Origin of the sequence: Vibrio sp. 1CM2L (assembly GCF_023161695.1) — a bacterium.
Lineage (GTDB): Bacteria > Pseudomonadota > Gammaproteobacteria > Enterobacterales > Vibrionaceae > Vibrio > Vibrio coralliirubri.
The window spans coordinates 12657-39632 of sequence record NZ_JALNTT010000006.1 but is presented as its reverse complement, the minus strand read 5'-3'; the positions used below and the strand labels follow the sequence as shown (position 1 = coordinate 39632).

The following is a 26976-nucleotide window of genomic DNA, read 5'->3' as shown; positions in this document are numbered from 1 at the left end:
TGTGCGTGATTCGTAAATCGCGTTAGCCACGGAGTTGCAATAAAAAGAGAAAGTTATGTCTACATTCAACACACGCTGCCCTTCTTGTAATGGCGTAAACCGAGTTCCTTCAGAAAGAATTTCAGAAAGCCCAACTTGTGGTAAGTGCAAAACAGCACTGCTCGATGGCGCTCCTATCGAGGGAACATCACTTAATTTCCAATCTATCTTGAACAGTTCACAACCTGTAGTTGTCGATTTCTGGGCAACATGGTGTAACCCATGTGTGGGCTTCGCGCCCGTGTTCAGCGACGTTGCAAAAGAGCGTTCTGGAGATGTTCGATTCGTTAAGATTGATACTGAAGCTCAGCAGCAGCTCGCAGCAATGTATCAAATCAGAAGCATTCCGACCGTGATGGTGTTTAAAGACGGTAAACGTGTCGATACGATTAACGGTGCACTGCCAAAAGGTCAATTCGATCAGTGGCTTAATCAAGCTCTAACCAAATAACACTATTATTTAGACTATTAGTTAAGCTATCGATTTAGCATTACTTAATTCTAAGTAAGCACACAAAAATAGGTTAGAGAGTCTTATCAAACCAAGACTCTCTAACCTACTGTTTTATTAATGGTTATCACTTAACTTCTTGATTTAAACCACAGCTTCGCCTTTCGCTTTAATGCCAGCTTCTTGCTTACCTAACTCGTATTCCTGTTTGATCTGGTCTGCGACTTTCTCGGCAATCATAATGGTTGGCGCATTGGTGTTTGCCCCAATCAAAGTCGGCATCACAGAAGCATCAATGACTCTCAAATTATCCAATCCATAAACTTTGAGATCTTTATCCACTACGGCTAATGAATCACTATTAGGTCCCATTTTACAGGTCCCCACCGGGTGATACTGAGTGTCTGCACGATTGCGAATATCTTGCTCGATAGCCTTGTTATCACAGGCGTCCACAGGGTAGAAAGCGTTGCCACGGATATCATCAAAAGCTGAACTCTCTAACATTTGATACTGTTTCTTCCAGCCCTTAATCATGACCTCCATGTCTTCAGGATGGCTGAAAAACGCAGGATCGATCTTAGGTGGATCATAGGGATCATTACTATTGAGCGTTACGGTGCCGTGGCTCTTCGGTCGCAATAAGGTGACATGAGAGGTAAAGCCATGACTAATATGGATTTTTCGGGCATGGTCATCAACCACAGCCACCACAAATACAAACTCTAAATCCGGAACAGCGATATGATCTTGCGAACAGAGAAAACCAATTCCCTCTGCAAAATTGCTGCTCATCTTACCGCGGCGTTCTTTGTGCCATAGCGGTAAGGCTTTGGTCATTTCAGAGGCCATTTGCAGCGAGATGCCGAAGGTTTCACGCTTTTCACTGCATTTGTACGAGTGCACTAAGTCGATATGGTCTTGCAGATTCTTGCCCACTCCAGGTAATTCATGAACTTGTTCGATTCCATGCGTCTCTAGTTCAGTTTGAGCACCGACACCAGACAGTAATAGCAACTGGGGAGAACCAAACGCGCCAGCGGATAGAATCACTTCTTTGTTGCATCGGATCTGATAACGCTGCCCGTTAGAGCCATACTCGACGCCAATCGCCTTCTTGCCGTCAAACAAGACCTTATGTGTGGTGGCTTTAGTAACGACCGTGAGATTTAATCGTGAAAGGTTTGGCGTTAAGTAAGCCTTGGCAGCGCTGCATCGTTCACCATTTAGCTGAGTTACCTGCGTCGGCATCGCCCCAAACTGCGCCGCACCGTTAATATCTTCATTGCGAGGCACGCCTATCGATTCACAGGCTGTTAAGTAGCGTTCCAACATAGGGCTTGGCGACCTGAGGTTTGCCACATTAAGAGGACCACCTTGGCCATGAAACTCATCTTGATGAACTTCGTTGTTTTCGGCTTTCTTAAAGTAAGGCAGACACGAATCATAGCTCCAACCTGTGTTACCCAAGCTTTCCCATGTATCGTAGTCGTAGCGGTGCCCACGAGCGTACATCATGGCATTGATAGAGCTAGACCCGCCAAGTGTCTTACCTCTAGGCTGATAGCCTTTACGACCGTTCAAACCTGGCTGTTCAACGGTTTCGAATGCCCAATTGTTGAGTTTGGTTGGCATCATCGCAACCACGCCAACGGGTGTGTGAATGAATGGGCTCGTGTCTTTACCGCCCGCTTCTAACAAGCAAACCGTCACATTAGGATCTTCCGACAGCCGCGAAGCCATGACACAACCCGCAGAACCACCGCCAACAATAATAAAATCATAACTATCCATTTGCCATCTCCGCTATTTCTAGTGGGTGTAACTCACGCTTCAAGATTTTTCCGGTTGCTGTCATGGGTAAGGCTTTACGAATGAATACCTTACGCGGGTATTTGTAGTCGGCGAGTTGCTCACGACACCATGCTATCAAGGCGGCACTATCACATTGCGTATGTTCGTGAAGCACCACATGCGCGTGGATCTCCTCGCCTAAATGATCATGATGCTCACCTACCACCGCAACCATTTCGACATCAGGGTGACACATCAAGACTTCTTCAACCTCACGTGGATAAACGTTGTAACCGCCACGAATAATCATGTCTTTAACACGGTCAACAATGAACAAATTGCCGTGCTCATCAACACGCCCAATATCTCCCGTTAAGAACCAGCCATCACGAATAGATTCAGCTGTCGCCTCTGGCCTTTGATAATAGCCTTTCATCACACTTGGGCTTTTAATGCAGACTTCGCCCAGTTCACCCATAGCGACAGAGTTGCCTTGTATATCAGTAATCTTGATAAGGTGGCCACATAAAGGCTGACCGACACTTCCCGACAAACGATCGCCATCAATATGGTTAAATGTCGCAACTGGCGCCGTTTCTGAAAGCCCGTATCCTTCAAGTACCGGTAACTCAAAGCGAGATTCAAACTGACGAATAACCTCAAGCGGCATAGAAGCACCTCCAGACACGCCTAACCTCAAACTGTGCTTAACCTGTTCAGAACGCTCTAAAGATTCTTCTCCCGCTCTTAGCAGCGCGATGTACATGGTAGGAACGCCAGCAAAGACACTGACTTTATGGCTAATGATCTGTTCAATAACCAATGACGGTTCAAAACGAGGAATCAACACCATGGTTGAACCCGTCAACACACTCGCGTTCATCATCACTGTCTGGCCGAAACTGTGGAACAGAGGAAGTGTAGCCATTGTGGTATCGCTGTATTCCAATCTCATTAGATACTGTGACGACATCGCATTGGTTTGCATGTTGGTGTGAGAAAGCTCTGCCCCTTTGGGTTGACCCGTCGTGCCAGAGGTATAAAGGATCACAGCGGTATCATCTCCATGACAGGCCAGAGATTCAAAAGGAGCAAAAGGTTGTGCCAACCAATCGGCTATTGATTCATGCTGCTCATTTCTTTCCGAAGTAGTGTCTGCACTTGTTGGAATAGGCATCTCCACAAAGTGTTCACAGTGGTTTGCCTGATCAAAGCCTTGTAAACCATAGCGACCAATTGGAAGCTCTTCACTGCCTTCAAAACATAAATAGGCTTTCGCGTCGGAGTCATTAAGGTGATAAGCGATCTCTCTGGCCTTAAATAGCACGTTCAAAGGTACGACTACACAGCCTGCTTTTAGAATCCCGTAGTAGGCTATCGGAAAGTAAGTGACGTTCGGACATGACAACGCGACCTTATCTCCTTTCTGCAACCCAAGTCTTTTCAAGTTAGCAGCCACGTTTCCAGAAAGTTGTTCTAACTGAGAAAAACTGATTTCATCTGATCCCATACGCAGAGCGGCTTTAGTTGGAAAAAGCGAAGCGCTACGCTCCAAATTAACAGCAAGATTGTGCATCCATGATCTCCTTATGCGGCTTAGACCTGTTTGTGACGGTCACCGTAGACGTTCTAATCGTTGTAATAAGTGTCATTCTTGTCATCACGAGCCTGCACATTGGTGTGTCATGTAGATAAGAGTCGTTATTGAGCAAAATGTTTGTGACGCTCCAATGTGCAGCCCAACAAATTACAACATTTTGATAACATTTCGAACAGGTTTCAAAAAGACAAAAACCGGTGATATTCGGACACAGCCTGCGCAAGCCCAATAAAACCTTGCACACATAAACCAAAATTTGGAACAAGCTTGGGAAAGTGAGAACCAGCAACAGGCGTAAATGTTAAAAGTTCGGTTAAGATATCGATATTCAACAAGAGGCAGCTTATGGAATACACCGCAGTTTACGAACCCGATATGCAAGCATTCGGCATTCTGGATCTTCAGTTGCTACATCGTTACCTGTGGCCTGTTCTCAGTATCGAAGCGTTGCTCGAAGGCAGTAACATCGATGCTCTCCAACTCAACACACCCGATACACACATAACTTTGGCGCAAAAGCTTGCTGTATTCAGTAACGCATTAGCGAATTCCAACGAAGACGGTTTGGGGCTTAAAGTCGGCCAACAAGCGAGGTTCAGTGACTTCGGCGTGCTCGGTTATGCAGTGTTCAGCAGCGAGACACTACTCGATGCCTTTTTAATCGGGTTCAAATACCTGCAACTTGCTGGCCCTGTCCTCAGGAAAACCATGTCTGTAGAAGACAACATTGGTTACTTTCGCGCAGAGCAACTGATCGAACTCGATTCTTTACTGCCCTTTTGTTGTGAATACTGGTTTGCGGCGATACACAGTTTATGTGAAGAAGTTTTGCAACAGCCCTTTCCCTCTCAAGTGATCCGCTTCCCTTACCCAAAACCTGAATACGGCGATCTATACACAGAGATTTTCCGCTGCCCGGTTGAATTCAATAGTGACCGTCTTGAATGGGAGTTCGACGCAACCACCTTGTATTCGTCTCTTCCTACCGCCAACCCCATCACTTTACAGATGTGTTTAAAATCGTGTGATGACATGTTGGCAAAAGTAAGTGCTCCGACTAGCCTCAAAGAGAAAGTCTCTCAGATGCTGATAGAAAGGCCAGGATGTTACCCATCGATAGAATCCATTTCTTCAGAACTGGGCATGTCTTCTCGAACACTGCGTCGTCACCTGAAAGCAGCGGATACGAGCTATCAGAAGATACTGGATCATGTGCGTTTTCACCTTTCCCGGCACTACCTTTCTTCAACTCGAATGAGTATTGAAGAGATATCTGAACGCGTTGGTTTTTCTGATAGCGCTAACTTTCGTCATGCCTTTCGTAAGTGGAGTGGTAACTCGCCACGCCAATACCGTAAAGAAACGGCCTAACACTTAAACTCCCATTCAATCCAAATTAGAAATACACAATCACGCTGCAATCTTTTTCTAAATTAAACTACCAATGAACAAGGGCTTAACGACTTTTTGACCGCATAAAATCTCGTCAAACCACCAAATATCGCAACCGTATTTTAGTTTCGTTAGTCGATAAATTTCTTTTATCTTAACGACCATTTTTATTCGTTTTACCCAATTCAGTTTCTCCCCCATAGTCGCGGAAAATTCATCGTTTCTTTTACTATCAGAGGCTCCTGCATTGGACAACATCCAACCAACAACTCGCATAACGGTTCCTGTTATTGCATTGTCTTTTTACGCGATCGCTTCAGGCTACTTAATGAGTTCATTACCATTAATGCTGTCTGAGTATGGCTTAGACAAAGATCTATCGAGTTGGTTGGCGAGTGCATTCTATGCAGGGCTACTGGCTGGTACATTATTGATTGAACGTGCCATTGCGCGTGTTGGTCACAAAGACGCTTTCGTCATCGCATTGAGTGTGTTCATCGCAACGATCCTTGTATTGCCATTGATCCCACATCAAGCAGTATGGCTGTTAGCTCGCTTTGTGGCTGGTGTGGCGGTTGCAGGTATCTTCGTGATTGTAGAGTCTTGGCTAATGAGCGGTGACGAGTCACAACGCGCAAAACGTCTCGCTATCTACATGTGTTCACTTTACGGCGGTTCAGCAGTTGGTCAGCTTGGTATCGGTTACTTAGGTATTACTGGTGGCGTACCTTTCATCGCAATGTTCACCCTTCTGTTTGGTGCGATCATTGTTTTGATGTTCGGACAAGCAACACCACCACAGATCCACGATGCGCAATCTTTGTCTTTAAAGCAGATCAGCAAATTAAGCCACAGCGCGCTAATTGGCTGCATTGTGTCTGGATTAACGCTAGGTGCGATTTACGGCTTGATGCCAGTTGAACTTGCTCAACGTAACATTGCACACGAAGACATTGGTGGTTTGATGGCTTTGGTTATCATGGGTGGCATGGCTGTACAGCCGATGGTGACTTGGTTATCTCACCACGTAGGACAAGTGCTATTAATGGCTTTGTTCTGCCTGCTAGGGGTTGCAAGCATTGGTGTGCTGACGATCAATCACGATTTCTACGTACTAGGTATGAGCTTGTTCGTATTAGGCATGGCGACATTTGCGCTATACCCAATCGCGATTAACTTGGGTTGCCGTAACCTTGACCCAAGTTACTTGGTGTCAGTGACTCAAATTATGCTACTTTGCTACAGCATCGGTTCTGTTGCGGGACCAATCGTTGCAGACAGCTTCATGGATTCACAAGCAGGATTGTTCACATACCTGTTTGCGTCTCTACTTGCTACAACGATCTACATGTTGATTGCTAGCTTAAAGCGCTCTCACCTACAGATTGCAGGCGAGTAAGCTTCAATAGACAGACACCAGATACGTGTCATTAGGGCTCCGAGTTAAGATTTTATGTCTAAACGAAGGGCCCTTTTTGTTTATGTCGTCTGGAGGAAAGAACGACAATAAACATCAACGATCAGAAGATAAAATCTATTACCTCTGAACGTTAAGGTTGAAATACATAACCTTCACCAGTAATGGTAATGATTAGTCCATCTCCGAATAATGATCTTATTTCAGATATAGCCACAATCACCGAAGAGTTAGTTACTTTTTCACTTTCCCAGCCAATCTTCTTTAACTGACCAACACTGAACAATTCACCTCGATGTCGATTCATAAATAAAATGATCTTTCGGTACGCCAAAGGCATGGTAGCCAGTACGTAGCCATTCTCTACATTGCGAATAAGTTTGGTGTTGAGTTCAACAATTTTTCCGTTTAATTCAAGTATTACGTTATTTTCAGAGTGGTTCGTTTCTATTACAGGATAAGAGTCCATTTTTGTATCATTCCCTTACTATATAGCCAGCGACAAAGTCAGATTCAGTCGTATTTATATAACGTCGCTTATAACTGGACGTTTTAGATTTGACGATAATCAATGGAATTCGTACGGTAAAGAGATTAAATTTTTATTATTAAGATATTAACAGGATATAAATAGAGGATTATTTAGTCCGCCATAACATACCCTTCGTTGGAAACAGTTTGAATACAACGGCAGTCAAGAACTCTTCTGATCTCGTAAATAGCCACCAATACAGACGCACATGTCACCGCTTTACCAGCCCAACCTACACGCTTCAAAATTTGCTTACTGACTACTTGGCCTTTGTTCTGGTGAAGATAAAAAAGTACTTTACGGTGAGGCCCTGAAAGCGTTCCTACAATCGAACCGCAGCTATGCTTGCGTACGATTTTAGTGCCTGAACGAAACTCTTTGTTGTTTAAAATGAGCTTTGACGGGAGATCTAAATCATCCGTCTCGCTGATAACTTGTTGCATTAATTCCTCATGTTGCATAAGCAGTCGTCTTCTGAGATATTTCCAATACTATCGAATAGAGCAAAAATACTAAATTGATAGATAGCTCAATACAGTAAAATTACTGAAAAGTTTGATCTTGCGTAATTGATCGAGGAAACATGCAAGGCTAACCAGGAAGTCGATGACTCTTTCGATATTGACTGGGTGACAAACCGAAATGCTTTTTGAAACGATGCGAAAAGTTATAGGGATCTTTGTAGCCTAAGCGATTAGCAATCATAGAGACTGACCAATCTTGATATTTCAGCAGACTGGTGGCTTTATCCATGCGTAATTGAATCAATTTACTGCGCGGTGAGAGGTTGAATAGCGTCTTGGTGACTCTATTGAGTTGCTCTTCACTGATGAACACTCTTTCAGCCATCCCTGCCACTGTCCATGGCTGGTGCAGACTACTTTCAATTTCGTTATAGAGCGCTTGAACACGTGCAGTGGTGCTGGTCGACTTAGGCTCAAACCCTGTTAATGTTCGGATAATTTCGCTCAAGAGTAACTTACGGTAACTGGCTCTACCGCCTATCTCAAAGTAAACCAAGTTCATTAATGACCAGATCTGCTCACACTCTCCAAAAGGCACAATCCCCTGTCCTAAACTTGCTATGTGCTGCCATTGCTTAGTGTCAGGCGTCAACATCCACGCCATTTTCCAATAATTATATTGAGGATCGAGTTCAAAACGAAAAGGGGTTTCAGCAGGAAGCACCACAAGTGTATAAGGCGTAATCGCTTGGACCGATGTAGCGGTTGTTAGAATGCCGCCACCTTCCATAGTAAAAATCAACGTATGAACATTAACGGACTCGCGCTCAACCCAGTAGCCATCATATAGCTTCGCCATGCCACCCATATAGACACCAAAGCTTTTCATCTCTGGAATATCTTCAACGGTCAAAAAACGTTCTTTGCACTGTTCAGCGAGAAAAACATCATCATGCCACGTTGATTTTGGTCTCATTGAATCAATGACGGATTCGCACAGGTTTTGTTGTTTTTTAAACATGTTGTTACTTCGCTCAAATCACTATAGTTCTGCCATAAATCGGAGAGCTTATGACAACTAACATCAACCCTAACTCATCTATGAATAACAAGCCAGAGAGCATCTTACCTCGTATCGTTAAACTGGGTTTGCCTGTTGCTTTGCAAAGTGCGCTTGTCGCTATTCTTGCCCTTGCTGACGTACTAATGGTCAGTGATTATGGTATGGAAGCAGCTGCGGCTGTGGGAATTGCATCAAAATGGCACTTCGTTGCTATTATGATTATGGCAGGGTTGGCCTCAGCAAACGGAACATTAGTTGCTCAATACTGGGGAAAGAATGACCGAAAAAGCGCGCGAACAGTATCATCTATCGCGATGGTGTTTGGTTTAAAAGTTCTGTTGCCTGTTACTGCAATCATCACTCTTGGTTCTCAGTTTTTAATGATGTTGCAAACCAGCGATCAAACCGTGATTGAACTTGGCGCGACTTACCTATGGTATGGCTTCCCAGTTCTACTTCTGACTCACATTGTTGTCGTGGTAGAAGCAAGCATGCGCTCATCAGGTGACACCGTAACCCCACTACTATTAGGCGCGGTGACCATTGCACTCAACATTGCACTTAACTTCGTTCTAATCAAAGGTGCTTTTGGTATTCCTGCTATGGGCGTAGCAGGTGCAGCACTGGCGACGACACTCGCTCGCGCAATTCAAGTTGGCTTAATGTATGGCTACATGCGCATGCGTAAACACTGGTTGTTAACCACGCCTAGCTCACCACATCGTCCGTCATTATGGTTGTCTTACCGACGTATTGCTTTGCCACTAACGATGAATGCCGTGTTATGGGCAATGGGCACTATGGCGTACCAAATGATCTTCGGCCACATGGGCACAACCGAACTTGCCGTGTTCTCAATGCTCGCGCCGTTTGAATCACTGTGCTACTCGATTTTCTTTGGTATTTCGGTGGCGTGTTCAGTGTTGCTTGGTCATTCATTAGGCCGTGATGAGTTTGATGACGCAATGAGTATGGGGCTGACCTTCATTAAAGCCGTCGTTGGCTTCGGCGCGGTTGTTGGATTGCTACTGTTTATGGGCAAAGAGCATGTTCTAACATGGCTGAACCTTTCTACAGATGCGCTCTACCCGCTCGCTTCACCTGCAATGACCATTATGTGTTTTGCTGTGGTGATTCGTATGCTGAACATGGTGATCATCAACGGTATTATTCGCGCAGGTGGTGATAATGCGTTCTGCCTGCGTATGGATTTCATCGCGATGTGGATGGTCGGTATTCCAGTATGTGTTTACGGCGCGTTTGTCGCTGGATGGGATTTCAAATACATCTATGGTTTGATGTTGGTAGAAGAAGTGGTGAAACTGGCAATTTGTTCTCATCGCTACCTAAGCCGACGCTGGATCAACAACCTCACAGTGACTTACGACGAGCCTCAAGCGGCATAGGCTACTTGGCTACATTCAAGCTGAGATAGAAGCGTATCTACATCAAAAAGGTCTGAGAAATCAGACCTTTTTCGTTTCTTCAGCAACCACTTTAAAACGTAAGTTACTTCTTATTCATTCGGATATGGCGGTTCGACACATTCGGCAGCGGCTTTTCGGGTACTTTCCGTTTCTCATGAATCAGATGTCTGATCGCTAAAATAGGATGCTTGAGTAACATTCTTGGCCCAGCATAGCGCATGACTAAACGCATCTGCTCTTTAGGTTCAGGTTTATAGCAATGAATCGGGCACTTATTGCAGGTCGGTTTTGCTTCGCCATAAGGGCATCTATCCAATCGCGTTTCGGCATAACGCAACAGTTGCTCACACTCTTCACATAACGCGTTATCCTGACGCACTGCACCGTGGTGATCTTTACAGTAGATGTGTACCATCGCAATAACGGTTTTGTACTCCGTTGCGAGTTCACCTTGAAGAATGTTGTTATGTTGAAACATGATTAATTGCCCAGAGAAAAACCGTACAGGTTGAGATTAACGCTTTCACTTAATACGTCTTCGATTCGCTCAAACACAAAACCCAACTTAGTTAGCAGTGCGATACTTCGAATGTTATCAGAGGTAGTGATGGCGACTAAATGATCGATATCAGCATTCTGCTTAGCTTGTTCAATTATTGCTTGTGCCGCTTCTTGAGCAAAACCTTGCCCATACACCTCTGGAACAAAGCCATAGCCAATATCATGAGAATCTAAGGTATCCCTTTTAATTAATCCGCAAATACCAATTGGGGTTAAGGCGTCCTTTATTTCAACTATCAATAGGCAAACACCCTTCTCTTCATGCATCTTAAGAATGTTGTTTTTGATGTATTCAACTGCCTTGTCAGTGTCGCTGATTTCCTTGTCTCCAATGTAACGCAGGAAATCTTCTGAGCTGTATAATCGCTGAATAAACGCCGCATCTTGAGGCGTGATCATTCTTAATCGTAAACGTTCGGTCTCGACGGCCTGCATAGTGATATTTTCCTTGCTGAATACCATGTAAATATTGAGTTCTAGAGCTAAAATGATTATCCTCCACCGCCTAAACTAAATACAAGGCTATGCAGCAATGAACCGTAAGAAAAAAATCAATCAAATTCTAAAAAAGAAGCAGAAACAGGCGAATTCTAAACTGCATAGTAGCAACAAGCCTCGCTACATTTCTAAAGCTGACCGTGCAAAAATGGAAGCTGAAGAACAGGCTAAAGCCGCTCAAGAGCAAGCTGAAGGCACAGTTGAAGCGACTGTTGAAGCCGAAGAGACAAAAGCTGCAGAGTAAGTTGTAAACTCGCAGTTCTCTTGTCTGATACTCTTCCAAGAGCCAACAGACAAGAACAAAAAAAGCAGCCGCTAATTGGGCTGCTTTTTTGATCCTACCATTTTTAATCGCGCTGATTAGCCTTTAAAAGGCCGAACTTCCCAGCGTGCAAACGGCGCTTTTGTATTAATCCCCGCTCGTCCCCAACGGTCAACTGAATCAACTACTAAGATACGCTCGTAAGGTACTAGAGACTTAATTAAGTTAGTTGGCTTTTTTGCTGTGACTAACCATAGTGCATCGTCTTCTGAAAACATCGCTTTGAGTTTGGCTTTGTCTTGTTCTGTCCATTCCAGTTCCGCTTTGAACATACGCTCTTCAACAAACAGTTGAGTACCTGAAGCGAAATCTTCCAAGCTTTCTGAAAGCAACAATACTGAATCTACGTCGTTATCCAGTAAAACTGCTTGTTGTTTGTTAATCAGTTCACGCACATCAAGCATTACACGCTGTAGGTTGCTATCGATGGTCTCAGCTTGCGCTGGCCACAATAACTTAAAGTCATCAGCAACAATCGCCGCCATGCGCGTTAAGTTGGTTGGGTTTAACCATGCGTATTTAGACACATCGCCATTTGATAACGTCAGCGCGGCAACACCTTGAGCACGCGGTGTGATCGCTTGAGCTGCATCCACTTCAACCAAACGGATATTGCCCTGTCTTGCGTAAACAAATGTAGGGTCAGCTTGCCAGATGGATGACAACGTTAATGCTACGGTCGCCTTCTCGCCGGATTGAAGGACTTTGCTTGCGCCCTTGGTACCAAACCAGTTTGGCAGACGATCAATGCCGTAGCGTTTTGGTGGCAGATATTCGGTGGTAATGTCTGTGCCTTTGGTTAACTCTGTCGCCAAAGCATAGGTCACAGGCGTACTGGTGAGGATATCCTCGGCATTAGCACTGATAGACACCATTGAGCCAGCCAACAATAAGCTAGTTAGTGCGCCTACTTGAGTCGTTGCCTTCACTGAACTTGAGATACGATTCATTAAAGAGGTCATAATTATGCCTTTCTTACAATTCGGTATAGTGTTGCCGCTAGGAAAAATGTTGCAGAAACGATGATGATTGAAGCGCCCGAAGGTACTGGCAGTTTTAACTCCATAGGTAAGACGGTTCCAACTAAACACGCGACCGTTGCCAGTAATGCCGACAGCAATACAAAGCTGCCCATGCGTTTAGTCAGCAATCGAGCCGTAGCACCTGGGATCAGCAATAACGCGCCAACCAGAACCGCACCCACTATTTTCACCGCTGCAATCGTCACTAGAGTGATCATCATGACAAACAGGTAGTCGTAGAAGCTGGTGTTATAGCCACGAACCTTGGCAATATCAGGACTAATACAAGTCAAAAGAATACGGTTGAACGTCGGTATCAAAAGCAAAATGATGATCGCGCAGCTGCCTGCGAGAATTGCTAAATCTTGGTCTGTTACTGTCAGAATCGATCCAAATAATACGTTTTCAAGCATGTGGATGTTGATCTTACGAGCTACATACATCAGTAACGCTGCGCCTACCGCTAGAGCTAATGCTAAAAACACACCTACTAAGGTATCGTATGGCACATTGGTTCTATTTCTTACAAAGTGAAGAAGCAGAGCGAAGATCATGCAGAAACTAAACAGACCAATAATTGGGTTTTCTGGTGGCTCGCCAAGCAACACACCAATAGCGATACCGGTTAATGCCGCGTGTCCTACCGCTTCAGAGAAGAAAGCCAGACGCTTGGCAATCACCAAAGTACCCAGGCCACCTAGTAACGGGCCCAGTAACAATGCAGCAACCAGTGCATTCACCATGAACGCATACATGAAGCTGTCTGATAACCAGCCCGCTTCAACGCCACTTATGGCAAGTTGTCGTAACCAATCCATTACGCAACCTCCTTCGGTTTGTTCATCGCAGCGCCACTGCTGTAATGTTGGAATAAGCTCTCAATCTTACTTGGATGTAGTACCTGTTCGTGTGGACCACTATCCACCAAGAATCGATTCACAACATGTACATTGGCTTCAAGACGACGCACTGCGGTGACATCGTGGTGAACCGCAAGAATCGTACGGCCTTCATTAACACATTCACGAATTAACGATTCAAGGTAACGAACGCCCTGCTCATCCATACCGGTCGTTGGTTCGTCCAACACCAACAAACTTGGGTTATCCAAAAGTGCTTGCGCAAACAACACACGTTGCTGCTCACCACCGGACAATTGTCCCATTCGGCGATCGCTACGAGTCACCATACCCACTCGATCCAATTGTGCGAGTGCGAGATCCAATTGCTTAGACTTACGACGCCAAAATAGCGGAATTCGAGTTTGGTTAAGCAATACAAAATCCATGACCGTCAAAGGTAAGCTTGATTCGAAGGTCGCTTTTTGTGGAACGTAACCGATGCTTGGCTTTTCTGGCCAATGAATATTGATTTGACCAGAGAAAGGCGTCAATCCAAGAACAGAGAGCAGCAAAGAGGTTTTACCACCGCCGTTTGGCCCCATGATTACATGGCACTCACCCGCTTTAAGTTCTAGTGAAATATCGTCAAGAATGACGTTGTTGTCGTATTGCAGACCAAGTTGATTGATTGAAATCGATGGACCTAACATTATGCGTTCCCGCTTTTAGCTTGATTCGCAGCCGCAAATTTCATTGCTTCGATCAGCGTTTCTAGGTTCTTCTTCATCTCAACTTCAACTTTGTCGTCTTCATATTCGCCATGCGTCATGTGAGAGAAACGGTAAAGCTGAACACCCGTTTCCGCTTCAATCGTGTCAACAAAACGGTTTGGCATGTTTAGCTCGTAGAACAGAACATCAATGCCCGATGCGCGGATCTTTTCGATCGTCTCTTGCAGCTGGCTCGCACTTGGTTCAACACCGTGTGCAGGCTCAATCACCGCCGCAACATCCACACCAAACTCTTGCAAAATATAGCCATAAGCATTGTGCGTGGTCGCTACCTTCATACCTGATGTATCTAGCTCACCTAATGACAACATCGCATCGCGCTTCATAAAGCGAAATTGCTTTGCGTATTTACGTGCATTCTTACGATAAAAAGCCGCATTGTCAGGATCGAGCTTAGATACCTCACTCGCAATGGTGTAAACCTTTTGAATTGTTGTCGAAAGTCCAACAAACGTGTGCGGATTCACCGCGCCTTGACCCACAGACTGGCCTAATGCTGGAAGTAAAGGCACTTCTTTGTTCGCTTCGATCACCACTAAGTCATCACGTTGCGCGGCTGAGATGACTTTTAGTGCGAAGTCGTCATGGCCAATACCGTTTACCACGATGGCGTCCATCTGGCTCAATCGCTTCAAGTCGTTCGGTTGTGGCAAGTAATTATGCGGATTAAAGCCAGCATCAACCAAAGGAAGGATGTTCACTTTGTCACCCACCACGGCTTTTACGTAGCTGTAGTAAGGCTGAAGGGTTATGCCAATCGTTAGCTTATTGCTGTCGACCTTGTATTCTTTTGCCAATGCATTGGGTGTTATTAACACCGCCAATAACGACATGATTAGAGTCATAATTCGCATAGTAATTCTCTTATTATTAGTGAGCATTTTTATAAGCCGGATTGTTTAATGAGAAGAAGCATCATGCAGCTCAACTTCTGATTCATTGACGACCATTTTCCAGCCAGCAGATTCCAGTGTGTTCTCATCAAAATTAGTCGGTTGACTTGCTACGCCACCAAAGAAAATCCAGATTTCAGGAGAGACACTGTTCGCGTTCAAAATAAAGGAGTCAGCGAAGCCGTGTTCGGTTGGCGTAGCTTGTTCACTTGGTGTCGCATATTCGCTTGGCGTAGAAAAATAATAACCACGCTCGTCCAATAACCAAGTATGAGCACCTTTGCGCTTCCAACTCTGGTCTTCTACAAATGGCGCGACCCATTCATCTTTAAGTGACGCAACACTTGGCCATTCGCCGTCTGAGTCCGTACGAAGGTCACGAATCTCTTCATGCGCTAAACGTAGCTCTGATAACATCGCCAAGTTTTCTTGCTCGACATCGGTAACTAAGATTTGATGATCAAGTACCGCTTCGATATGCGATTCTGCTTGGTGAAATGGGATAGCAACCGTGGCAAAGCTCAGAATGAACACAATGATCAGCCCTACCCATTTACCTTCTCTGCCGCCCGTATCGGCACGTACGCCTTGAATCATCATTTTTCGCTGATCTCAACAACGTCTACTTCAACAGGAAACTCGTGGCCTGAATCAAACACAAGGTAGAACTCAGTGTCTGGGTTTGGAAACTCAACAATAGAGCGCTTATCCGTCATCTCTTTTGCAATCAAGTTGTCTTCGTAGTCGTACATTTCAACCGCGTAATCAATCGCTTTACTACCGTCTGAATAGCCCGCTTCGCAGGCCACAGTTTTGCCTTCAAACCAGCAGCTCATCAATGGAAAGTGTGCTTGCGCAGGTAATGCAGCGAAACCAAGTCCCAGAGCCAAGCATGGAGTGATTATCGATTTTAGTTTTGTTTTTATTGTCATGGTTCGTACCCTAGCCACAGTGCAAATTCTCAGTAGTAAACTGAGCGATAAAGGGCTCAAATGAGCCCTTAAGTTTTTGGTTGCTTAATCAGGGATCGAGCCCCGACATCACAGATTATTGAAGCAGTGTTTCGAACGTTAGGTGAACGTTCGCGCTTGCTTTGTCTGCCAGTGGGTTGTCAATCAACTCACCTTTGTAGTTCGCTTTCATTACGTAACGACCCGCAACATCTGGAGTGAACGTGATTTCGCCGTTCTCGTCGCTCACTACATCAATCTGTTCTTGGTGGTTGCGGTAAAGCGTGCCTTCACGAGTGATCTCAGCTTTCACGTCTTTTTGAATTTCACCGTTGTAGAAGAATTGGAACGTGACTGGTTCGCCTTCAACAATGTCTGAAGGGTGTGTCACAGGTTTCATTTCTAGAAGCTTTCCTTCAATTTTGAAGACTGAATCCGTTGGCTTACCTACTGTGATGTAGCTTTCAGCGCGAGTGAAGCTGATTTGTGTTACCACGTCACGTGACTTTTCAGGAAGTACAGAGTCACGTTCCGCTTTGTTTGCTTTGATCCATTTCACAGTGTCACGACGGCCCGCTTTGTACTGTGTGTAGTAAGATGGCTGGTTGTTAATCGCAACTTTGTGTGTGCCTTCTTCTTCAAAGTAGAAATCGAAGATTGAACGACGTTTGCCACGAACAACAAAGTTAGGACGCTCGCTACGGCCATCAGGCATGATGACATGTGCATTTTCACTGCCTGCAGGCTTATCAAAAACAAACGTACCGTGAGACGCAGTCACGTCGAACGTAAGCCAATCACCGCCTTCTTTCGATACGGTAAAGTGTGATGGCAAAATCCAGCGTGGGTGAGCTTGTGCTGTTGTCGTAGCCGCTAGGCCGAACGCCATAACACCCGCTAGAGCAAGTGCCTTCATTTTTGTCTGTTTCATCATGTTCATTCCATTATTTATAATTTTTAGCCGTGTCGCTCAATCTGAGCCTACGATGACTACTGTCGATTCTTTTCTGATTCTTAAACCAATCGGTGTTCACTGCTGCGTTGTCTATTTAGCGACGTAATTGAGTGTGATTTCACCCGTCTCTTCTGTTGCCTTTAGCTCATAAGAAGCGTTTGAATCTGTGAGTGATACTTTCTGACGAAGATAGTTACGGCCGCCGTGTTCACGAACAACTTCGATATGAACCGTATATTCACCTTGCTCTAGATCTTGACCGTCATCGCTCTTACCATCCCAAACGAAACGGTACTTACCAGCTGGGCGTGTTGCGGATGTCACGGCGTCAACGAGCTCACGGTCGTAACGTCCAACTTTTCTCCACCAGCTGCGTAGATCTTTCAGCCATTCATCTTTACCGACCCAAAGTTCAATGGTTTTCACTGATTTTCGTTCGCTGTTCTCGACCCACACCGCCACATAAGGACGCGCATACATAGAGGTATCAATCTTTGGAAGCACGAAGCTCACATCAAGTTTTGCCGTATCAGGAATCGCTTGTGCCATACCTAGACTAGGCAAAAGAGATAAAGCAAGAAGTGCCTTGCTCCAGTTCATTTTTTTCATGTTTAACAACCTTTTAAATCCGTTTAACCTTTAACTCGTTCTTCAAGCTGATTCATCAAACCGACTCATAAACCTGATTCACCAAGCTAATTAAGGGTTAAGGTACGGCGACAAAATAGACAGCAAGTGAGATTGCAGACCCAAACACCGTCCATTTAATGGAGGTATTGAGTGTTTTTTTCTTAGGTAACAGTAAGCACACGCCGGTAAGTACAAAGAAGACCATCAATAGTGCAGTGATATCGATGAACCATTTCCACACCTCACCGCTGTTACGGCCTTTGTGTAGGTCGTTCAACAGCGCTATCACGCCGTAGTTCGTGGTTTCGACCTCGACCATTTCAGATGTCACATCAACAAATACAGACGCGTTGTAACCTGGTCCTTTGAAGTCCATAGACACTTCACCAATCAGCAACTCACCGTCTTCAATTTCGGCGTAGATGTCTAAACCAGAAGGAACGCCAGACAAATTAGCCTCTTCAAACAGAAATGTTTCGAAGGCACTTTCGTCGGCTTTTAATCGCCCGTCTTGGATCGTGAACAAACTCGTAGGAAGCTCTAAAGTAGAGCGTTGGATATTGGGTTGGCTTGAATCAAATAACTCAGGTCTATTCAGGGTGATACCTGTCACTGAGAAGAAAAGAACAACGAACAGAAGTGCCATTGAAATATAAACATGAAGTCGACGAGCCCATGATTGAACCGCCCTACTTTTTAACGACATACAAACCAATACCTATAAATTTTATGGCGTCAATTTAGTTGATAATCATTCGTATTGGCATTCAATTTACATTGTTTACGTTTGCCGAGCGGCGTAAGGAAATTTACATAACATTACATGGGAAGTAATCGAACTGTATGCATATTCTTGCTAACTTGTACTAAAGGGAATGGATAGCTTGTATTTGAGGTCATCGATAGTAAGGTCAAACCTCAAAAAATCTCAATATCAACATGCTTGATTGAGGTTGGTTTAAGGTAGCAGTTGTGGCTTTAAGGAATGAAAGTTGGGACTATTTACCTTCGTGACTATTAACCTTCGGAGCTATTTGATCTTTGGATTATTTTGAAGATCATACACAAACGGCGGACTCTTCGGTTGATGCGGTTTGTTAAATACAGACTAATAACCGATTTAACGATAGCTAATTAGGCTTAAAGGGATTTTGAAATGCGTATTATTGTTTTGGCTTTTACAGCGCTCGTAACAGCGTGCAGTAGCCAAATGAGCAACACAGAAGAGCACGTCCAAGAATACATCGGCTCAGACATAACCGATGCACAAGAGCAGTATCTAACCGAACGCTCACGTCCTATCAGCTTTTGGGCATCTCGAAACTATGCTTGGGTTGAGACGAAGAAACCACTAGATAATGGTTACACTTTACATGCCTTTAAGAACCCTTATCGTGACTGCACCATTAACTGGGTCGCTAACACCAGTGGCGCCATTCAAAGTGCAACGCTTAGTGGCACGATGTGCGAGCCTTAATCAATCCATTCCAATCGAACAATAACGCTAGATGGGCTTAAGTCGCTAGAATTAAAAAGGGTGTCATTTGAACGATCAAATGACACCCTTTTACTTTTGTTGGTTCTTATGTACTGTTCTTGTCTTCTGTTTGCGATGAGCGGTTAGACGTTTCCGTTATCGCTTACCGTTCTAAGCTGAGTCAGGTATTTAATCCAGCCTTTCGCCTCAGAAGATGGCTCAATGTTATTGGCACGCTTGGCTTGAGCAAGGGCGTTATCAAGATTCTTTAGCTTGTACCATGAACGCACTTTCGCTAACGCAACGTCGGCTTGTTTGTTTTTGTCTTTCACTTTATCTAAAACAACCAGAGCTCGGTCGTAGTAACCTTGCTGAACCAATAGTTGAGCCACATTCCAATGATACTGAGTGTCTTTTTTAGACGCTAACGTCCACACTTCAATCGCATTGTCCCACTCTTTAGCAAGCTGCCAGTAAGTTGCTTGCTCTGCTAGAAGTTGAACGTCGCTGTTCGCATCATCTAGCTTACTAATTTCTTGTGCTGCGCGCTCTGGAATGCCACGTTTCGCGTAAAGCTGCGCTAACAAGCGGCGATCTGAGTTCTTCAGCTCAACACCTTGTAGATCAGCCAGTGCTAACGTGTTCAATGCATCACGATTACGATCTAACCTAAGTTGAATACCAACCAGTTGACGCCACCAGTTATCTTTCTCGGGTTGAAGTTCAATCAAGCTTTCCAGTGTAGGAATCGACTGTTTCCACTGCTTTAACTGAAGCTGTGCGCCCAGTTTTAGCGATAGAGGTGATAACTCTGGTTTTGAATTGAACTTGTCGTGATTACCGATGGCCACTAGGACTTTCGACCAGTTTTCAATTTGGTATTCAGCTTGTGCAATTCGCATCCAAAGCGTGTCTTTCTTTTCCTTTTCAGGCGCTGTTTTCACTAACTCGTAGTAGTGCGGAAGCGCGTTTTTAAACTGCTGATCGTTCAACAACAAATCAGCCAGCATACGCTTCGTTATCCAAGCTTGCTCATCGACTAGCAAATTCGTATCGACGGCATAAGTGAGCTGCTTAATCGCCGCGTCAGTTTTGCCATCTTGCCAGTAAAACACACCCAACATACGAGCTACGTATGCTTTGTCGTAACCTTTAGAAAGCTCCAAGCCTGCAAGCACATCAATTGCCTGTTTAACCTGTTCATCTTGAGCAAGCTTATGCGCCTTTTGAACACGAATGGCAGTATATTGAGATAGCTCTTGCGCTTGTGTTGTAAGGGGCATTAACAACAAGCCCACTAATATCCATATCTGTTTCATCATTTTGCCAACTTAAACTCTAGTTTCACGGTTTGACCAACCTGAGCTATCGCTTTTCCATCGACGACTTTTGGTTGATATTTCCATTTTTTAAGTGCTCTCATCGCTTCACGTTCAAACATACGACGTGGGTTTGCGTCAGTGACTTGAATGTCAATTGGGCGTCCCGTTTCGTCGATGGTAAAAGACATAATCACATGGCCTTCAGCGCCACGCTTCAACGCTTTAGCTGGGTAACGAGGTTCTACTCGATACAGAGGCATTGCCTGTTGGTTTGACCCAAAATCAGAAAATGTCGGTGCGTTAATCGCTAGGCCATCAATCGATGTATTCAAATCCAAAGAAGGCAGTGAAGACATCGAATTCAGAGGCGTAACTTCAGCTTGTGACTGAGACGTTTGCGCTTCCGGTGGCAGCTCTGGCATTTCTGGTTTTTCAGGAACTGCACGTTGTCTTCTTTGGACTTCTTGTTCTTGTTCCACCATTACCATGTTGAAACTTAACGTTTCACTGTTGTCTGGTGAACGTTGGTGGCCATTATCGACCATCCAAGCCATAAAAGAAAACAGAGCTAAGCCCAATGCACCCGCTAGCGGTAAAGCAAGAAATAGGCGAATCATTTATGAAGATCCTCCAAGATCATCGCTTTTCAGCAGCAAGTGCAATGTTTTTAACACCCGCACCTTTAGCGGCGTCCATCACTTTAACAACGGTACCGTTGTAAGCGTGTTCATCCGCTTGAATAACCAAAGAAGCATCAGGTTGTTCTAGCAACAAGTGTTCTAACGTTGCTTGAACACGTTCAACATCAACAACACGTTTATCGATGAAGATGTCATTCGCAGAAGTAATCGCAACAAAGATGCCCGCATCCTTTTGGCTTACTACGTTAGACGCTTGTGGGCGATTGACTTCAACCCCTGATTCACGAACAAATGAACTGGTCACAATAAAGAAAATAAGCATGATAAATACAATATCAAGCATCGAAGTAAGGTCTATTTGAGCCTCTTCGTTTTTTGAATGACGTCGACCGAGTCTCATCGTTGACTCCTTAAAGATTTTTCTAATTTCAATTCTAAGCGGTTACACAGTTTCGCTAAACGAGCGTGAACAAACATGCCCGCTAATGCAGCAACCATACCCGCCATAGTTGGCAGCGTTGCCAACGAGATACCTGAAGCCATCAATTTAGGGTCACTGCTTCCTTGAGTCGCCATGACATCAAAAACAGAGATCATACCGGTAACGGTACCTAACAAACCCAACATAGGACAAATAGCGACTAACAGCTTAATAAAGTTCAAGTTCTGGTTAAGTAAGATACTCGCTTGCCCCAACCAACCTTCACGAATGGCTTTGGCATGCCAAGAAGAGTGGTCTTCTCTTTCATGCCACTTAGTAATCCATGCTTGGCGCTGCTTTGGAAAGTAGAACGCAAGATAAAGCACGCGTTCTACCACAAGCACCCAATAAACTAGGACGACAGCCGCTAGCCACCACAGGACGAAACCGCCCTGCTCCATAAAGCTTGATAAAGACAGCAGCCAGTCACTCGTTAACCAACTCGCTGGTAATAGAGAACCCGACAAAATATCCATTACGCAGCAGTCCCAACTGGTGAAACCACAGCTTTTGATTCAACTGTTTTTTCTGCCTGCTCAGCAACAAGGCCAATACCTTGTTTCTCAAGAATATTGCGAATATTTTCAGCCTGAGTGCTAAGAATGTTGTGTGCCAATAAAAGAGGCATTGCTGCAACAAGACCAAGTACGGTTGTTACCAACGCCATCGAAATACCACCCGCCATCACTTTAGGGTCGCCATTACCAAACTGTGTGATCACTTGGAATGTTTCGATCATGCCGGTTACAGTACCTAGAAGACCTAACATTGGAGCAAGTGCCGCTAGAAGTTTTAGCATCGATAAACCTTTCTCTAGGTGAGTTTGTTCATCCACTACCGCTTCTAAAAGTCGTAGTTCTAGTGCTTCAACGGTTTGGTTTTGCTCTTTGTTGTAAACCGCAAGAACACGGCCTAGAGGGTTGTCGCCCGCTTGCTCAGGGTTCTTAAGTTGCGCGCGAATTTTCTGACGAGCAATAGCAAGAGAAATACCACGAACCAATGCGATGATGAGGCCAATAGCCAGCAGGCCAAGAATCACTTTACCAACGACACCACCCGCTTGAAGGCGATCAGCTAGGCTTGGGGTTAGCGCTAGTTGTTCAAGCATGAACCCACGAGAAGGATCGACAACCACGTTAGACACGTCGCCATTCGCTAATGTAGATAGCGATGCTAAAGTTGGACCATTCGATGGCTGTTTCAGATACGCAATCGCATCTTCACGCTGAGTGTTCCAGCTAACATAGCCTTGGTCTGTTACTAGGCCGATTGAGCCTAAACGATAAGCGTCGACAGTTTGTGTGTTGCCTTCACCATTGATAAATGCAATTTGAGATTTGCTAAGCTCAGAGCTCGCTTGGATCTGTTCAACCATGCTCATCCACAAACCGGTCAGCTGTGGCATTGAAGGCAGTGATTTAGCATCAATGATTTGATCAACAGTTGCCGTGTGTTCAGCGCGATCAACACTGTTCACGGTTGAGCTAAGCTCTGCGCCGAGTTCTTTTGCGTTTTGACGAACGACACCGAACAGCTCGCCTAAACTACCGGTTTCTAAACGCAGCTTCTCTTCTAAGCGAGCAAGCTTGTTTTCGTTATCACTGAAGGTTTGAGTCAGAACATCTGTCGCACCTTGGATGGAGGTACGTTTCGCTTCAAGCTGAGCTTTGATCGCTTTCAGTTCTTGTTCTGTCTTTTTGAAATCAGCTTCACGCACTACGTTATGAGAAGCTTGAGTTCGACTCTCTGATTTTGCTTTATTAACTAGCTGAGCCGTCGTGTCTGATGCAGAGAAAGCAGAAAATGAAATAGACGTAATGCAAAGCAATGCTGCTAATGGCTTTAAGTTCATTACTTAACCTCCGCAACAGTTAAAGAAACAGGTAAAGTAATTAGGCTTGGCGCCGCTTGTTGGCTTGCAATGTCGTAAGCTTTATCTAGCTCAGATTTCATTGAAGAATCTAGCTCTTGCCACTGATTTTGTGTTTGATTCCAAGACCAGTATTGGCTGCCATTTAAGTTACGAGCCACCAAAGAGATACGACCTAGGTGCAACACGTCTGCTTCAATCGTTCTGTCGCTGCTCAATGCAACACGGCCTTGGTAAGCACCGAGCTTGATGCCGTAGTCCATCTCGATTTGGTAAGCTTCTAAGATACGACGATATTTCTCAGCATCACTCACATCAGCACGAGTCATCATTGCTTGCAGCTTTTCAACTCTTTCTAGACGTTGCTCTTTCCTGATTGGCACATCTTGCTCAACTAACTGCTGAAGGCCATCAATCATCTGGTACATCAAAGGCACAACACCTTGACGTGTGTATTTGATCTCGTCGATCTGCCCTTCAATGCTCTGAGCTTCTTGATTCTGGCTCTCAACCAATGCAGCAAGGTGATCGTGATAGATTTCTAGATTTTTCACTTCTTCTTGCAGACGCTCAATCTCAGCTTGCAGCATTAACGTCGCTTGTGAGCTTTTATCAATAACCTTTTGGCTCGAAGCCGACGCGTTATTGGTCTTGTTTTGAATTGATTGAGCTTGATCCAAGCTGTTTGCCATAGAAGACGTTGCAACCAAACTGATGGCAAGCGCTAGGCTAGTTTTTAAAAGATTCATAATTGTAGTCATTTACTATAGAAGAAGGTCAAATGAATTTTATTGATAAGCACTCTCATTATCATTAAAAGTCACTCTCATTACTAGGGATATTTTTACTGAATAGCAGAATCACGAAAGGGGAAAGCCGAAACTTTCCCCTTAGAATTTAGGCTAACAATAGTACCCTACTAACAAATCAGTATTTTACCTGTAAAGTCGCCATGTAGTTACGGCCTTCGCCAACAACAACGTTGCTCGTGCTGCCGCCTTCAAGGTAGTCAGTATCAAACAAGTTCTCTACGTTGAAGCGTGCAACGAAATCTAGGTTCTCGTCATACTTCATTGTGTGTGCGATACCCATATCTACACGAGTGTAAGCATCTTTTTTGAAGGTGTTTGAATCTTCCGTGTAACGCTCACCTACGTGGTAAACACCTAGGTTTACATCAGTACCGTTATTAAACGAGTAAGTAGACCAAATGCTCGCAGTAAACTCTGGGACATCAGCAGGCGTTTTACCTTCAAGAGATGGGTCATTCTGGTACTCAGCATCTAGGAACATTGTAGATGCACTTACTGAGAATGCTTCCGTCATGTAGCCAGTCGCAGCCAGTTCAACACCCGTGTGAACTTGTTCACCAACTTGAGTTGTACGTGCGTCTTTACCGTTGTTGTTTGCCGGGTCTAGATCTTCCGTCACTTGCATGTTCGATTGAGTGATTTGGAAAACCGCACCAGATACAAATAAACGTTCTTCAAACAGCTCCCACTTAGAGCCTAGCTCGTAAAGTGTGCCTTTCTTAGCATCTTGAGACTGACCAAAGTTTACGTCATCTTGATCTGTGATCTCACCAACAGGTTCAAAACTTTCAGAGTAAACCGCGTAGATCGAACCGTTTGGAGCTGGAGAGTAGATTAGTCCTGCTTTAGGAAGGATGTTGTTGTAACTTTCCTCTACACCTTTACTGCTCTTAGTTTTGTCGTAAGCAAAACGAACACCCGCAAGAACTTGCCATTGGTCATTTAGTGTTACTAAGTCTTGAACATAAAGGCCGTAGTGTTGGCTCTCTGAGTGATCTACTTGACTATCATTTTTGTAGCTAACGTTAGAAGGCATATCAAAACCATTGCCACATGCTGCCGCTGCTTCAGCTTCTGTAGAATTCAAACATGCGTAACCTGAATCGTATAAACGCTCGTAATCGTAATGTAAGCCGTTCACGCCAACAAGTAGTCGGTGGTTTACGCCAAGTGCATCGAAGTCGCCTGTAAAGTCAACGTAAGCAGTATCAAATGTCCACTCATCATGACGGTCTGATACTTTATAACCAAAATCAGAGCCACTGCTGTAAACGGTGTTATTTGACTCTGTACGTTGACGTTCATAGAACTGGCGGCTGATACCTGTCTTCACAGACCAAGCTTCGTTCAAGTTAGCAGTTAAAGATGCACCGTAGTTTGCAACGTCGTTGTCCGTTTGAGCAAAACGTTGATCATTTACTGTGTTAGGGTCGATAACTTTACCAGTAGAAGTATCGATTTTAGAACCGTTATCTAGATCGCCCTCTTCAATAGTACGGTCGTAATGAACAGACAACATCATGTCTTCGTTGATATCGTAATCAACAAATAAACCACCAACAAAGCGATCAGTTTCTACATCTGTTCCATCAAAACGCGTGCGGTACGAATCTTGGTTTTCTTGTGAAACAATAAGACGAGCTCGTAAAGTTTGGTCATCGTTTAATGAACCACTTACATCAGCAGTAGTACGCGTGTAGCTATCAGAACCGATATCTTGGCTTACGTTGACTTGAGTTTCGTATGTAGGCTTCTTAGAAACCATATTAACAAGACCACCGGGTGCTGATTTACCGTAAAGTAGACCTGCAGGGCCTTTAAGTACTTCTACACGCTCTAGAAGCTCTACAGGTTGACGGTAATGAGACCAGTGTTGAACACCGTCACGTAAGTAGCCAGAACTACTATCTAGATCAAAACCACGAAGGGTGAAACGCTCACGGTTAGTTGATTTAGAACCAGCACCAACAGACGCATCATTCTTCAGTACTTCACCTAAAGTGCTAGCACGCTGTTCATCGATGATTTGCTCATCGATTACTGAAACTTGTCCCGGAGTCTCTAATTGAGTCGCCTCCATGCGCATTGCTGTTGTGTTCGTGTCGGCTTTATAACCGTAGTCACGACCTTCAACAACCATATGCTCGTCTGTTTTTACTGTTTCTGCCAATACTGCTGGTGAAGCTAATACTGCGCCGATCACTAAAGCCAATGGGCTCTTTGAAAACATGTCCTTTACTCCGTTTTTATTCTTTTAGACGAGCACTTTGTTATTTATTCGATGTGCTCGCTGAACCGTTTCCGGTACCACTGAATCATTTCGGGAGAGAATATAAGTGATAACTATTACCATTTGCATTAAATTTACATTCTTTGCATTCGTAAAGTTTTGTAAAGGCGTGGCGGAAAGGCGTTTTTATAAAGTTAAACAAACCCATTTCAATACTGATATTTAGAGAACATTTACGCTTAAAAGTGGTTGTCGCCATCCAGTTTTTTTGAAACTGCGTTATTGGCCAGGTCAATTTGAGGTGTGACGATCAATAAGAAAATCATCTCTTCTTATTTACTACCTTTGAAATGGCAGCCTTATGTATAAAACCCTCGATAAATGTAAATTTATGGTGAATTGTTTTGTTTGGTTTTGTTTAATTGACGGAATTATCAGTGATTTTGATCACATCTATAATTCCAAACTCATTTTTTGTTTTTCGATTTGAACAACCGACT

General features: G+C 44.4%; 29 protein-coding genes. 6 read left to right on the top strand and 23 right to left on the bottom strand.

Annotated features, from left to right (window positions below):
- Nucleotides 1-55 precede the first annotated feature (55 nt).
- Complete coding sequence (gene trxC, locus MSG34_RS18375; protein WP_004731082.1) at nucleotides 56-490, top strand: thioredoxin TrxC; 435 nt, start codon at nucleotides 56-58, stop codon at nucleotides 488-490.
- A 144-nt stretch (nucleotides 491-634) separates the two neighbouring features.
- On the opposite strand, the gene MSG34_RS18370 is transcribed toward trxC, so the two are convergent.
- A complete protein-coding gene (locus tag MSG34_RS18370) occupies nucleotides 635-2284 on the bottom strand; it encodes a GMC family oxidoreductase N-terminal domain-containing protein (RefSeq protein WP_248338921.1) in 1650 nt (549 codons plus the stop codon).
- The gene (locus MSG34_RS18365) at nucleotides 2277-3860 is read right to left on the bottom strand and encodes a long-chain fatty acid--CoA ligase (protein ID WP_248338919.1); all 1584 of its coding nucleotides are present in this window, start codon (nucleotides 3858-3860) and stop codon (nucleotides 2277-2279) included. Before MSG34_RS18365 ends, MSG34_RS18370 begins: the two co-directional genes overlap by 8 nt.
- A gap of 369 nt (nucleotides 3861-4229) precedes the next feature.
- Between MSG34_RS18365 and MSG34_RS18360 the strand changes: the two genes are divergently transcribed.
- The gene (locus MSG34_RS18360; protein WP_248338917.1) at nucleotides 4230-5255 is read left to right on the top strand and encodes an AraC family transcriptional regulator; all 1026 of its coding nucleotides are present in this window, start codon (nucleotides 4230-4232) and stop codon (nucleotides 5253-5255) included.
- Between the two features lie 268 nt (nucleotides 5256-5523).
- Nucleotides 5524-6675 (top strand): MFS transporter, encoded by a 1152-nt coding sequence (locus MSG34_RS18355; RefSeq protein WP_248338915.1) that lies wholly within the window; start codon nucleotides 5524-5526, stop codon nucleotides 6673-6675.
- A gap of 151 nt (nucleotides 6676-6826) precedes the next feature.
- Here the strand turns inward: MSG34_RS18355 and MSG34_RS18350 are convergent, their stop codons facing one another.
- From MSG34_RS18350 to MSG34_RS18340, 3 genes are all read right to left on the bottom strand, one after another.
- Complete coding sequence (locus MSG34_RS18350; RefSeq protein ID WP_048608244.1) at nucleotides 6827-7162, bottom strand: winged helix-turn-helix domain-containing protein; 336 nt, start codon at nucleotides 7160-7162, stop codon at nucleotides 6827-6829.
- 173 nt (nucleotides 7163-7335) lie between these two features.
- Nucleotides 7336-7668 (bottom strand): winged helix-turn-helix domain-containing protein, encoded by a 333-nt coding sequence (locus tag MSG34_RS18345; protein ID WP_248338913.1) that lies wholly within the window; start codon nucleotides 7666-7668, stop codon nucleotides 7336-7338.
- Between the two features lie 148 nt (nucleotides 7669-7816).
- Nucleotides 7817-8710 (bottom strand): AraC family transcriptional regulator, encoded by an 894-nt coding sequence (locus tag MSG34_RS18340; RefSeq protein WP_050622359.1) that lies wholly within the window; start codon nucleotides 8708-8710, stop codon nucleotides 7817-7819.
- Between the two features lie 50 nt (nucleotides 8711-8760).
- Between MSG34_RS18340 and MSG34_RS18335 the strand changes: the two genes are divergently transcribed.
- The gene (locus MSG34_RS18335) at nucleotides 8761-10158 is read left to right on the top strand and encodes an MATE family efflux transporter (protein WP_050633357.1); all 1398 of its coding nucleotides are present in this window, start codon (nucleotides 8761-8763) and stop codon (nucleotides 10156-10158) included.
- A 103-nt stretch (nucleotides 10159-10261) separates the two neighbouring features.
- On the opposite strand, the gene MSG34_RS18330 is transcribed toward MSG34_RS18335, so the two are convergent.
- Nucleotides 10262-10657, bottom strand: a complete 396-nt coding sequence (locus tag MSG34_RS18330; RefSeq protein ID WP_050650367.1) for a nitrous oxide-stimulated promoter family protein — start codon at nucleotides 10655-10657, stop codon at nucleotides 10262-10264.
- Between the two features lie 2 nt (nucleotides 10658-10659).
- On the bottom strand, nucleotides 10660-11175 hold the full coding sequence (locus MSG34_RS18325) for a GNAT family N-acetyltransferase (RefSeq protein ID WP_050650366.1): 516 nt from the start codon (nucleotides 11173-11175) through the stop codon (nucleotides 10660-10662).
- Nucleotides 11176-11272: 97 nt separating this feature from the next.
- On the opposite strand from MSG34_RS18325, the gene MSG34_RS18320 reads away from it, so the two are divergent.
- Entirely contained in the window at nucleotides 11273-11482 is a 210-nt protein-coding gene (locus MSG34_RS18320; RefSeq protein ID WP_048608234.1) for a DUF2986 domain-containing protein, read from the top strand.
- A gap of 116 nt (nucleotides 11483-11598) precedes the next feature.
- On the opposite strand, the gene MSG34_RS18315 is transcribed toward MSG34_RS18320, so the two are convergent.
- From MSG34_RS18315 to MSG34_RS18275, 9 genes are all read right to left on the bottom strand, one after another.
- Entirely contained in the window at nucleotides 11599-12522 is a 924-nt protein-coding gene (locus MSG34_RS18315) for an ABC transporter substrate-binding protein (protein WP_248338911.1), read from the bottom strand.
- 2 nt (nucleotides 12523-12524) lie between these two features.
- On the bottom strand, nucleotides 12525-13400 hold the full coding sequence (locus tag MSG34_RS18310; RefSeq protein WP_048612637.1) for a metal ABC transporter permease: 876 nt from the start codon (nucleotides 13398-13400) through the stop codon (nucleotides 12525-12527).
- Nucleotides 13400-14134, bottom strand: coding sequence for a metal ABC transporter ATP-binding protein (locus tag MSG34_RS18305; protein WP_248338910.1), 735 nt, complete (start codon nucleotides 14132-14134; stop codon nucleotides 13400-13402). Before MSG34_RS18305 ends, MSG34_RS18310 begins: the two co-directional genes overlap by 1 nt.
- The gene (locus MSG34_RS18300; protein WP_248338908.1) at nucleotides 14134-15069 is read right to left on the bottom strand and encodes a zinc ABC transporter substrate-binding protein; all 936 of its coding nucleotides are present in this window, start codon (nucleotides 15067-15069) and stop codon (nucleotides 14134-14136) included. The genes MSG34_RS18305 and MSG34_RS18300 overlap by 1 nt, the downstream gene beginning before the upstream one ends.
- Before the next feature lie 45 nt (nucleotides 15070-15114).
- Nucleotides 15115-15708 carry a hypothetical protein gene (locus tag MSG34_RS18295; protein WP_248338906.1) on the bottom strand — a complete coding sequence of 198 codons (594 nt, stop codon included), beginning with the start codon at nucleotides 15706-15708 and terminating at the stop codon, nucleotides 15115-15117.
- On the bottom strand, nucleotides 15705-16040 hold the full coding sequence (locus MSG34_RS18290) for a hypothetical protein (protein ID WP_017079279.1): 336 nt from the start codon (nucleotides 16038-16040) through the stop codon (nucleotides 15705-15707). The genes MSG34_RS18295 and MSG34_RS18290 overlap by 4 nt, the downstream gene beginning before the upstream one ends.
- Nucleotides 16041-16155: 115 nt before the next feature.
- The gene (locus tag MSG34_RS18285) at nucleotides 16156-16992 is read right to left on the bottom strand and encodes a DUF4198 domain-containing protein (protein ID WP_248338904.1); all 837 of its coding nucleotides are present in this window, start codon (nucleotides 16990-16992) and stop codon (nucleotides 16156-16158) included.
- Nucleotides 16993-17103: 111 nt separating this feature from the next.
- Nucleotides 17104-17622 carry a DUF2271 domain-containing protein gene (locus MSG34_RS18280; protein WP_248338903.1) on the bottom strand — a complete coding sequence of 173 codons (519 nt, stop codon included), beginning with the start codon at nucleotides 17620-17622 and terminating at the stop codon, nucleotides 17104-17106.
- A gap of 97 nt (nucleotides 17623-17719) precedes the next feature.
- Entirely contained in the window at nucleotides 17720-18349 is a 630-nt protein-coding gene (locus MSG34_RS18275) for a PepSY-associated TM helix domain-containing protein (RefSeq protein ID WP_248338902.1), read from the bottom strand.
- A 450-nt stretch (nucleotides 18350-18799) separates the two neighbouring features.
- On the opposite strand from MSG34_RS18275, the gene MSG34_RS18270 reads away from it, so the two are divergent.
- Complete coding sequence (locus MSG34_RS18270; protein ID WP_048612629.1) at nucleotides 18800-19120, top strand: hypothetical protein; 321 nt, start codon at nucleotides 18800-18802, stop codon at nucleotides 19118-19120.
- Between the two features lie 143 nt (nucleotides 19121-19263).
- Here MSG34_RS18270 and MSG34_RS18265 read toward each other — a convergent pair whose 3' ends face one another.
- From MSG34_RS18265 to MSG34_RS18235, 7 genes are all read right to left on the bottom strand, one after another.
- On the bottom strand, nucleotides 19264-20442 hold the full coding sequence (locus MSG34_RS18265) for a hypothetical protein (protein WP_248338900.1): 1179 nt from the start codon (nucleotides 20440-20442) through the stop codon (nucleotides 19264-19266).
- Nucleotides 20439-21059 (bottom strand): energy transducer TonB, encoded by a 621-nt coding sequence (locus MSG34_RS18260; protein ID WP_248338897.1) that lies wholly within the window; start codon nucleotides 21057-21059, stop codon nucleotides 20439-20441. The genes MSG34_RS18265 and MSG34_RS18260 overlap by 4 nt, the downstream gene beginning before the upstream one ends.
- A gap of 19 nt (nucleotides 21060-21078) precedes the next feature.
- Nucleotides 21079-21483: a biopolymer transporter ExbD gene (locus tag MSG34_RS18255; RefSeq protein WP_004731145.1), complete on the bottom strand. Its 405-nt coding sequence runs from the start codon at nucleotides 21481-21483 to the stop codon at nucleotides 21079-21081.
- Nucleotides 21480-22040 (bottom strand): MotA/TolQ/ExbB proton channel family protein, encoded by a 561-nt coding sequence (locus MSG34_RS18250; RefSeq protein ID WP_248338895.1) that lies wholly within the window; start codon nucleotides 22038-22040, stop codon nucleotides 21480-21482. Before MSG34_RS18250 ends, MSG34_RS18255 begins: the two co-directional genes overlap by 4 nt.
- The gene (locus MSG34_RS18245; RefSeq protein WP_248338892.1) at nucleotides 22040-23416 is read right to left on the bottom strand and encodes a MotA/TolQ/ExbB proton channel family protein; all 1377 of its coding nucleotides are present in this window, start codon (nucleotides 23414-23416) and stop codon (nucleotides 22040-22042) included. The genes MSG34_RS18250 and MSG34_RS18245 overlap by 1 nt, the downstream gene beginning before the upstream one ends.
- On the bottom strand, nucleotides 23416-24183 hold the full coding sequence (locus MSG34_RS18240; protein ID WP_050622345.1) for a DUF3450 domain-containing protein: 768 nt from the start codon (nucleotides 24181-24183) through the stop codon (nucleotides 23416-23418). Before MSG34_RS18240 ends, MSG34_RS18245 begins: the two co-directional genes overlap by 1 nt.
- Before the next feature lie 178 nt (nucleotides 24184-24361).
- Nucleotides 24362-26476: a TonB-dependent siderophore receptor gene (locus MSG34_RS18235; RefSeq protein WP_248338890.1), complete on the bottom strand. Its 2115-nt coding sequence runs from the start codon at nucleotides 26474-26476 to the stop codon at nucleotides 24362-24364.
- Nucleotides 26477-26976: the final 500 nt, after the last annotated feature.